A 9,581-nucleotide genomic window follows, 5' to 3' on the forward strand; every position below is an offset into this window, starting at 1 on the left:
CCGCTTGGGAATCAATTCCCAAGCTAACAGCTCAAATCATCTGAAGATGATTGGGAAGGTTTTGCGGTCAAAAAACCGGATCTGATATCAGCAGTGAAGAAGTTCTCTTTTCTCTCTCCTCTCTTCTCTTTTCTCTCTTCTCTCTTCTCTTCCCTCCCCACACCCCACACCCCACACCCCGATTACCGCCGACCCCGGCGACCTCTCGAACGGCTGCGATAGCTGGGTTTGACCCGCTGTTGGCGGTAAATAATAATCGTCTCGGGTTCGTCTTCCTCCATTTCTTCTTCGGATGTGGGGGATGCGGCCGCAGACGGTTCGCTTTCGGCGGGTTCCGGTGCCAACGTCGCCCGGATATCTCGGGCGAGATTTAACGCCAATTCTCGGGTGGCGGGTTCGCCGCTGTCCTCCAACAGTTCCGCCGCTTTGGTGAAGTCGTCCGCCGCCTTTTTGGGGTTGTCGAGTTCGTAGTAAATGAACCCCCGATCTAAATAGGCGTTAGCCCGGTCTGGGTCGAGTTCGATCGCCTTATTGTAATCCGTCAACGCATCTTGGTAGTTGCCCAATTGCAGGTGTTCTTCCCCGCGAAAATAGTAGGCGTCGGGGCTTGACGAATCCACCTGAATTGCCATATTATAATTGGCGAGGGCGGACTGGTGGCTGTCCGTGGCGGCGTAGGCGAAGCCCCGATTCAGGTAGGCTTGGACGAGGGCGGGATTGAGTTCGATCGCCCGATTTAAAGTCGCGATCGCCCCGGTATAATCCCCCGATTTGATTTGTTCCATGCCGCGATTGTTCAGTTCCACGGCCTGCCGCGATCGCGCCGCATATCGGCTCACCACCGCCAGATTTTCCCGATATCCTGTCAATTTCCCCTGAGCATCCGAAAAGGTGGCGGTGCCCTCCGGAATGCCCTCCAACTGGGCGATCGCCTGCCGCCACTGCCGTTCCGCCTCTTCCCAAACCTGCGGGGGGTGGGGCGGGTTCTGCACCAATTCCGCAGCGGACATCGCCCGTTTGGTGGCATCCTCGAACTGTTCCCGGGCTTTTTTTTCGGGTTCCCGCTTCCGTTCCACCGCCTGCAACTGCGATCGCAGAACCGTCAGTTCTTCCAACTCCGACTGTCCGGGAAATGTCGGCGCATTTTCGAGGCGTGCGATCGCCGCTTCCAGGTAGTCGGAAGCCGTCGAAAGGCTGTCGTAGTCGGACAGGGTTTCCACCGTTCCCGCCGATGCCGCCAACGCCTCGGCTTCCTCGATCGCCTCCCGCTGTTGCAGTTCCACCCAGAGGGCGCCTCCCCCCGCCGCCAGCGCGATCGCGATCGATACACCCAAAACCGTTCGGTTTGCCATGATGCCATTCCCAACCCGTAGGTCAATCCTAACACCGGAAAAAATAAACGTTAACCCCCCACCTTCGTAGGGCGCTGTGTCTGGCGTCCCCGATCGGATCAAATAGCCGAGAAAATACGGAGGGGAGAAGTCGGGAAACAAGAGTCTAACTGGCCATTGAGTCCATCCATTTAAATGTTATAATTGTGCGGTTTGTAAAAACAGAATATCCATGTTTTTAAAGTTGCGATTGAGAAAAATTTTGGTTTTGGTAAACGTGGCGATCGCCGGTTCTTTCAGCTTTCAGGAACCCGCGCCGGCTCAGTCCCTGCGCGTGGGAGTTGCGGGCAGCGCACCATTTGTGATCGTCGAAGATTCGACAATTAAAGGAATCAGCATCGACATTTGGCAGGATATCGCCCAAATGGAGAACTTGGAATATCAACTCATCGAGCAAAAAACCGTTTCCGAAAGTCTAACAAACTTGCAGAATGGGAATTTAGATCTGGCGATCGGTTCCATCAGCATCACCGCAGATCGCGCCGAAGAGGTGGCATTTACCCAGGCATTTTACCTGGCAGAAATCGCGATTTTAACCGAAAATACATCGACCAGTTTATGGCAAAAAATCAGGCCTTTTTTTACCATCGCCGTTTTGTCATCAATTGTCGTACTGATGATTTTACTCTTTATCGTCGGAAATCTGCTGTGGTTGGCCGAGCGCGATCGCAACAGCGAACAATTCCCGAAATCCTACCGGCGGGGGGTGGGAAACGGGATGTGGTGTGCCCTGGTGACGCTGACGACCGTGGGTTACGGCGACTATACCCCTGTCACCCCCGTCGGGCGGGCGATCGCCGGAATTTGGATGATCGTCACCATGCTGACGGCTTCCTCTCTGACGGCGGGGTTAGCAACTGCTTTTACCCTCTCTTTTTCCGATATCAGCAGCGAAAAATTTACCCGCCCGGAAGACCTGCAAAATACCGCGATCGCCGCCGTCGTCGATACCACCGGAGCCAAATGGGCAACTGACTACGGGGCGAATCTACGCAAAACAAAATCCCTGCAAGAAGCCGTCAGCCTCTTGGAAGAAGGGCAAGTTGAGGGGGTTGTCTTCGACAAACCCGCCCTCCAATATTATCTCAATCAAAACCCGGAGTTGGATTTGAAATTTGCGAATTTTAAGATCACCATCGAAGCCTACGGATTCGCCCTCCCCCCAAATAGCCCTCTGAGGCAGAAGTTAAACGTCGCCATCCTGGAATTGTCGGAGTCGGGGCGCATCGAAGAAATCGCCAACATTTGGTTGAATGCCAATTTCCAACCGGGCAAATTTGAATAGATTCGGAATCAATTCTCACAACCGCCGCGGCGACAATTGCTCGACGATCGCATCCGGTTCCCCCGCCACATATCGGGCGTACCGCCGCGCCAGGGGGGGGACGAACACCAGCGGATTGCTGAATCCCGAGAAAATGTGGACGCCTTCAAACTCGGGGATCGCCCCCACCAAGGGCAAACCGTCCGCCGTGAACGCCACCAGACAATGGTGCCAGGTGGCGGGCAAATCGGCCAGGTCGGGCAAAATTTGGGCGATCGCACTTCGGATCGTCGCGGTGCTTTCCGCGGCACTCACCGCCGCGCAGGGATCGCTCAAGGTCCGCGACGGCTGGCCCATCCTCACCCGCCCGTCCAAAAGCTGCACCGCGCTGGTATCGATAATATAGGGCGCCAGTTCGTTTCCGGGTTCGTCCCACAGTTTCTCCAATTCCGGTTTCGTCGCCGTCGCCTCCAGGCTGAACCGTTCCATCTCCGCCGACATGACGATGCTCCGCAATTTCACGTCCACCGGTGGCGTTTCCAAAACTTCGGTGTGGGTGAAATGCAGTCTCAGGGGGATTCCCGCCGTTTTCAGCAGTTCCCGGCTGATCCCCCCCGCACAGATGGCGACGTTGGCGGCGGGGCAAGTTTCCCCGTCGGCGACGACTCCGGTGATGCGGTTTCCTTCCCGAGTCAGGTTGGAGACGATCGCGGTTTGGAAGGTTCCCCCCAGCCGTTGAAACGCCGAGCAGTAGCCCCGGTTGAGGGCTTCCGGGCAGATGTGCCCGTGGCGGACGGTGAAAGCTCCGGCGATCGCATCCGGGTTCAATAGGGGTTCCAACTCGCAGGCTTCTCGGACGTCCACCCGCCGCAGGGGGGTGACGAAGGGGGGATAGTGGGCCGCAACCGCTTCCGGATCGCGATCGCGCGGCACCGTCAGCACCAGATCGACTTCCCGAAATTGGGTATCGACGCCCAACTGTTCCGACAAAACCAGGTGGCGCTCCTTCCCTTCCCGACACAACTCGCGGGTCAGATCGGTGTGGCCGGCCCAGTATCCGACTCCGCCGTAACTGTAGCGGGTGGCGTTGTCCGGGGTGGGGAAGCGATCGATGAGCAGGACGGAAAATCCGGTTTGGGCGAGTTCGTAGCTGAGGGAAGCGCCGGTAATTCCGGCCCCCACCACGATCCAATCGTAAGTTGCCATGTTCAGTTTCGGACGAGTTGACGCTCTCTATTTTGACTCAAATTCTTATTGTCACCCCTTTCAAGATGGGGAAATCCGCTGATAGAGGATGGTTTTTCCCCGGCGCACTCCCGAATCTTTCCATCCCCGTTTGTGCAGTTCCCCGAGGCGGTTCAAGGTGGTGATGTAGGGGGGGGAAACGCCCAAAATTTCGGCCAATTCTCGGGCGCTTTTCAACTCGGAATTGGGGGGGCGCGATCGCGGTGGGTCCGGCGGTGCGAAAGATTGGGTCGGCCGTTCCCCGGGCGGCGGCGATAAATGTCGCTCCATAATTTCGACCACTTGGGATTCCAAATTTTGCTGCAAATAATCTGCAACAACCTTCCGGATGTGGCGATCGCCGTGATCGTCTGAGGGGGCAGGGGGGGCGATCGCTCCGTTGCAGCTCGGGGCGGCTAGATAGGTTTCGAGCAATGCCACTAACACCTCCGACGGCATCGCGTCCGCCGCCGTGCATCGCTCCTGAAACTGTCGCCACAGCTTCCGATTAACCCTCACATTTACCCATATTTCATCGTCCGAGCCAACCACAGAACTCACCCCTTTGGAATGGCTTTTTCTTTTCTATGATACCGCTTTTTTGCCCAAAATGACAGGGGGAATTGCAGAAGAACGATCGCCGATCGCCCCGGTTGAAAAATCCGCCATTTTGGGGATATACTATTGAGAAATATCTGCAAAAAGCAACTGTCATGGCTCGCTCAAAACCGTACCAGCCCCTGCTATTTCGCCTGTTACACGGCTTCAGCGCCCTTTTCGTTATGGGGTCCCTCATCACCGGCTACCTCGTCTACGAGAGCTACGACGGCCGTTTCGGTTCTTTCTTGTTGAACCGGGAATATCGCAGCCTCATCGACATCCACGGCACCTTCGGATTTTTCCTATTCTTTATCGCGATCGCCTTTGCCTACTACAGCCTGCGCCGGGGACAAAAGCGCCTCATCCAAGCCGACTCCCCGCAACATCTCAAACAGGTGGGGCGCCCGATCTGGTGGTACACCCTGCACCGCCTCGCCAACACCCTCGCCCTCGCCGCCCTCGCCCTCGCCGTCATTTCCGGCAAATTCCAGGACGAAAACTGGCTTCCGGCGGGGGAAGTCCATCACATTTGGTACAATATTCACCTGATCTCCTGGACGGCGATGATCGTCGCGATCGCCCTCCACGTCCTCATGGCGGCGCGGGTGGGCGGCGTTCCCTTCCTGCTCTCCGTCGTCAATACCGAAATCCGTCCCGGCGATCGTCCGAGTCTGTGGCGGGACAACCTGCGCCGGTGGTTCCGAAATCCCAAATTTTAGCAGTTTCGAGATGCCGACTTGACAGACAAATTGTGCAAAACTTCAATTTCGATGGGGTGGGTCGTCATTTTCCCGACTCCCGACTCCCGATTCTCGACTCCCGACTCCCAACTCCCGCGCACGGGACTCTAAAAATGGAAAAGGCGCCTGGGAGTCTGGCCGAGTTTCGACCCCAAGCACCTCTTCCTTAAGACCTCACTCCTCACACTTGCCAATCACTATAGCCGATTTTGGCAGATTGTCAAGCCTTTTTTTCCTAAGCCACCGCCGGCTGGGGCTGGAACTGGAACATCGAGTAAATCACGTTGCGGCGGATATCCGTCATCATGTCCAGGAACAGTTCGTAGCCCTCCCGCTTGTACTCGATCAGGGGATCTTTCTGGCCGTACCCCCGCAGTCCCACCGACTCCCGCAGGGCATCCATCTGCTGCAAGTGTTCCCGCCACAGGGAGTCAATTTGCTGCAAGATGAAGAACCGCTCCGCATCCCGCATCAGTCCGGGGCGGATCTGGTTCACCTGGGCTTCTTTGATGTCGTAGGCGTTGCGGAGTTGTTCGTGCAGGAACGTTTTGATCTCCTCAACGGTCATGTCGAACAGTTGTTCCGGCATCAGATCCTGCAACAAGTAGACGAACTCCTTCGCCTTTTCGACCAGGGTATCGAGGTTCCACTCTTCCGAGGGCAGATCCGGGTTGATGTAGGCCTCCACGATGTCGTCCATCGTCTGTTCGCCGTACTTGATCACCTGTTCCTTGAGATCCTGCCCCTCCAAAACCCGGCGGCGTTCGGCGTAGATAGCGCGGCGCTGGTTGTTCATCACCTCGTCGTACTCGAACACCTGCTTCCGGATGTCGTAGTAGTAGGTTTCCACCTTTTTCTGGGCATTTTCGAGCGATCGCGTCAGCAACTTCGACTCGATGGGCATATCCTCTTCCACCTGGAACATGGTCATCATCCCGGCGACCCGTTCCCCGCCGAAGATCCGCAGCAAGTTATCCTCCAGACTCAGGAAGAACCGCGTCGATCCCGGGTCCCCCTGCCGTCCGGCCCGTCCCCGCAACTGGTTGTCGATGCGGCGGGACTCGTGGCGCTCCGTGCCAATGACGTGCAAACCCCCCAGGGACACAACCTCCTCGTGTTCCCTCGAGGTAAACCCTTCATACTCGGCCACGATCGCCTGGTAAACCTCCCGCATCCGCTGCACCACCGGGTCTGTCGTCGGCGCCTTCTCCGCAGCCACCGCCAAAATATCCTCAGCCCGCAGTTCCGGCAAACTCCGCTCCCCGTACATCGACACCGCAAAATCCACCGCATCCCGCAGCTTCTGTTCGGTCCCCTTCGATAACTCCGTGGGGAAAATGCTCGAAGACACCTTCCACGATTTCGGCTTCTGACCCGACGGGCTAAACCCCTGCGGCTTGCCGCGCCGGGACGCGCCCGGGATCTGAGGTATCGCCAATTCCCGCTCGTCCTCCGGCTTCACAATCCGGGGCATGAAATATTCCCGCAGCTTCAACCGCGCCATGTAGTCGGCGTTCCCGCCGAGGATGATATCCGTCCCCCGTCCCGCCATGTTGGTGGCGATGGTGACGGCGCCCTTGCGTCCCGCCTGGGCGACGATCTCCGACTCTCGCTCCACATTTTCCGGCTTGGCATTGAGGAGGTTGTGGGGCACCTGCTGCTGGGACAACAGACTCGCGAGTACCTCCGACTTTTCGACGCTGGTCGTCCCCACCAGTACCGGACGGCCCATCTGGTGCATTTCCGCGCACTCCTGGGCGATGGAGATCCATTTCCCCCGCTCCGTCTTGTACACCACATCGGACAGGTCTGCCCGACCCGTGGGGCGGTTGGTCGGCACCACCGTCACCCGCAGGTTGTAAATTCTTTCAAATTCGACCTCTTCCGTCTTCGCCGTCCCCGTCATCCCGGAGAGTTTCGGGTACAGCAAAAAGAAGTTTTGGTAGGTGATGGTCGCCAACGTCTGGGTTTCGGGCTGGATCTCGAGTCCCTCTTTGGCCTCGATCGCCTGGTGCAATCCGTCACTCCAGCGCCGCCCCGGCATCACCCGCCCGGTGAACTCGTCCACGATCACCACTTCCCCATCGCGGACGATGTAGTTGACATCTTTTATAAACAGTTCCTTCGCCTTCAGGGCGTTAAATACGAAGTGCGCCCAGGGGTCGTTGGGGTCGTAGAGGTCCGTCACCCCCAACAACTCCTCGGCCGCCGCGAATCCCTCGTCCGTCAGCAGCACGTTGCGGGCTTTCTCGTCGGTTTCGTAGTGGTCTTCTTCTTTATTCAAAGCCCGGGCCACTTCGGCGGCGCGGATGTACTTTTCGCTCGGCCGTTCCACCTGGCCGGAGATGATCAGCGGCGTCCGGGCTTCGTCGATCAGAACCGAGTCCACCTCGTCGATGATGCAGAAATTGAACGGCCGCTGCACCACCTCCTCCATCGAGGTCGCCATGTTGTCCCGCAGGTAGTCGAATCCCACCTCGCTGTTGGTGGCGTAGGTGATATCGCAGCGGTAGTTTTTCTTCCGTTCTTCCGGTCCCATGCCCTGCTGGATGAGTCCGACGCTCAAGCCCAAAAACCGGTGCACCTGTCCCATCCATTCCGCGTCTCGGCGGGCCAGGTAGTCGTTGACGGTGATGATGTGGACGCCTTCCCCGGACAAAGCGTTGAGGTAGGCGGGGAGGGTGGACACCAGGGTTTTTCCTTCCCCGGTTTTCATCTCAGCAATTTCGCCGCTGTGGAGGATCATGCCGCCGAGAACCTGGACGTCGAAGTGCCGCATCCCCAGCACCCGCGTCGAGGCTTCCCGGACGACGGCGAAGGCTTGGGGAAGGATTTCGTCCAGGATTTGGAGTCGTTCTTCCCGGTTTTTGGCTTTTGCTAAGATTTGCTGGAACTCTCCTGTCTTGGCCTTGAGCTCTTCGTCGGAGAGCGATCGCATCTCTTCTTCCAGGACGTTTACATCCGTCACCAGGGGTTGATATTTTTTGAGTTTGCGGGCATTGGGATCGCCCAGCAGAGCTTTGAGCATGGCAAGAACAGGATAATCTTACAGGTTGTCTATAGTATAGGGTTTGGAGCGCCGAAGATATGGGGCACAGAGCCGACCCGGGCGAACTGAAAACTCGTGGCTGTATATTTACAACTTTACGGAGAATTGTACCACGCCGGTTTGTAGTCAACGGTTCGGGGTTTGCGGTTAAATGGGTGAAGTTATTGCGATCGCTTCCGATGTTTCCCAACTGTTTGCCCCCCCTGTCCCCATCCCTCACCGAATCGACGTCCGTCGCCCTGGCTGAGGCTATCGAAGCCAAACCCGTCCCCACCTCCCTGCGGGAAACCCCCGTGCTCACCACCTTCGTCCGCCGGGGGGCGGGGGGCGACCCGATTTTGTTGATTCACGGTTTCGACAGTTCGGTATTGGAGTTTCGCCGGTTGCTGCCGCTGTTGGCAACCCAGAATGAAACCTGGGCGGTGGATTTGTTGGGGTTCGGGTTTACGGAGCGATCGCCGGATTTATCCATCAGCCCCGCCACCATTCTCGCCCACCTGCGGGGGTTTTGGGAATGCGCGATCGCCAAACCGATGATTTTGGTCGGGGCTTCGATGGGCGGCGCCACGGCGATCGATTTTACCCTCAATTATCCCGAAGCGGTGAAATCTCTGGTGTTGCTCGACAGCGCCGGGATCAGCCGCGGACCGATCGCCGGAAAGTTTTTGTTTCCCCCTTTGGACTATTTTGCCACCGAATTTCTCCGCCATCCCAAAGTCCGCCAGAGCATCAGCGAGAACGCCTATTTCGACAAAACTTTCGCCTCCGAAGATGCCCGCATCTGCGCGGCGTGGCACTTGGATTCGCCGAATTGGAACCGGGCTCTGGCGAGTTTTACCAAAAGCGGCGGCTACGGTTCTTTCCGCGATCGCCTCTCGGAAATTCGGCAGCCCACGTTAATTTTGTGGGGCAGAAACGACCGCATTTTGGGCACGAAAGATGCCGAAAAATTTCGGGACGCGATCGACGATTCAAAACTGATCTGGATCGAAAATTGCGGTCACGTTCCCCACCTGGAACGGCCGGACATCACGGCAGAAAATATCCTCAATTTCAGGAAAAATCCGTAGGGGCAAGCCTCTGCGCTTGCCCGGGGGAACCATCAGAATCAGAAAAAAAACGGGTAGGGGCAAGCCTCTGCGCTTGCCCACCCAGAATCAGCCGCAACCGGGGACGGTTGCTCCCACCTATATATAATTGAATCATGTATATAATTGAATCATGAAAATCCCCCACCCAGAAGCGGCTGCAACCGGGGACGGTTGCTCCCACCTATATATAATTGAATCATGTATATAATTGAATCATGAAAA

7 protein-coding genes are annotated in these 9,581 nt (G+C 57.1%); 3 read left to right on the forward strand and 4 right to left on the reverse strand.

Annotated elements, in window-relative coordinates:
* Positions 1-182: 182 nt before the first annotated feature.
* A complete protein-coding gene (locus LKE08_RS27370; protein WP_324707467.1) occupies positions 183-1,352 on the reverse strand; it encodes a tetratricopeptide repeat protein in 1,170 nt (389 codons plus the stop codon).
* Positions 1,353-1,563: 211 nt separating this feature from the next.
* On the opposite strand from LKE08_RS27370, the gene LKE08_RS27375 reads away from it, so the two are divergent.
* A complete protein-coding gene (locus tag LKE08_RS27375) occupies positions 1,564-2,676 on the forward strand; it encodes a transporter substrate-binding domain-containing protein (RefSeq protein WP_324707468.1) in 1,113 nt (370 codons plus the stop codon).
* A gap of 15 nt (positions 2,677-2,691) precedes the next feature.
* On the opposite strand, the gene LKE08_RS27380 is transcribed toward LKE08_RS27375, so the two are convergent.
* Complete coding sequence (locus LKE08_RS27380; RefSeq protein WP_324707469.1) at positions 2,692-3,861, reverse strand: FAD-binding oxidoreductase; 1,170 nt, start codon at positions 3,859-3,861, stop codon at positions 2,692-2,694.
* 60 nt (positions 3,862-3,921) lie between these two features.
* Positions 3,922-4,398, reverse strand: a complete 477-nt coding sequence (locus LKE08_RS27385; protein ID WP_324707470.1) for a hypothetical protein — start codon at positions 4,396-4,398, stop codon at positions 3,922-3,924.
* Positions 4,399-4,592: 194 nt separating this feature from the next.
* Here LKE08_RS27385 and LKE08_RS27390 point away from each other — a divergent pair, with 194 nt between their 5' ends.
* On the forward strand, positions 4,593-5,198 hold the full coding sequence (locus LKE08_RS27390) for a cytochrome b/b6 domain-containing protein (RefSeq protein ID WP_324707471.1): 606 nt from the start codon (positions 4,593-4,595) through the stop codon (positions 5,196-5,198).
* Positions 5,199-5,454: 256 nt separating this feature from the next.
* Here the strand turns inward: LKE08_RS27390 and secA are convergent, their stop codons facing one another.
* Entirely contained in the window at positions 5,455-8,247 is a 2,793-nt protein-coding gene (gene secA, locus LKE08_RS27395) for a preprotein translocase subunit SecA (protein ID WP_324707472.1), read from the reverse strand.
* A gap of 200 nt (positions 8,248-8,447) precedes the next feature.
* Here secA and LKE08_RS27400 point away from each other — a divergent pair, with 200 nt between their 5' ends.
* On the forward strand, positions 8,448-9,338 hold the full coding sequence (locus LKE08_RS27400; RefSeq protein WP_324707473.1) for an alpha/beta hydrolase: 891 nt from the start codon (positions 8,448-8,450) through the stop codon (positions 9,336-9,338).
* Positions 9,339-9,581: the final 243 nt, after the last annotated feature.

This window comes from Lyngbya sp. CCY1209, assembly GCF_035615495.1.
Lineage (GTDB): Bacteria > Cyanobacteriota > Cyanobacteriia > Cyanobacteriales > Microcoleaceae > Limnospira.

Coding starts and splice junctions, on each gene's coding strand:
- LKE08_RS27370 (WP_324707467.1), bottom strand. CDS start 1,352: ATGGCAAACCGAACGGTTTTGGGTGTATCGATCGCGATCGCGCTGGCG.
- LKE08_RS27375 (WP_324707468.1), top strand. CDS start 1,564: ATGTTTTTAAAGTTGCGATTGAGAAAAATTTTGGTTTTGGTAAACGTG.
- LKE08_RS27380 (WP_324707469.1), bottom strand. CDS start 3,861: ATGGCAACTTACGATTGGATCGTGGTGGGGGCCGGAATTACCGGCGCT.
- LKE08_RS27390 (WP_324707471.1), top strand. CDS start 4,593: ATGGCTCGCTCAAAACCGTACCAGCCCCTGCTATTTCGCCTGTTACAC.
- secA (WP_324707472.1), bottom strand. CDS start 8,247: ATGCTCAAAGCTCTGCTGGGCGATCCCAATGCCCGCAAACTCAAAAAA.
- LKE08_RS27400 (WP_324707473.1), top strand. CDS start 8,448: ATGTTTCCCAACTGTTTGCCCCCCCTGTCCCCATCCCTCACCGAATCG.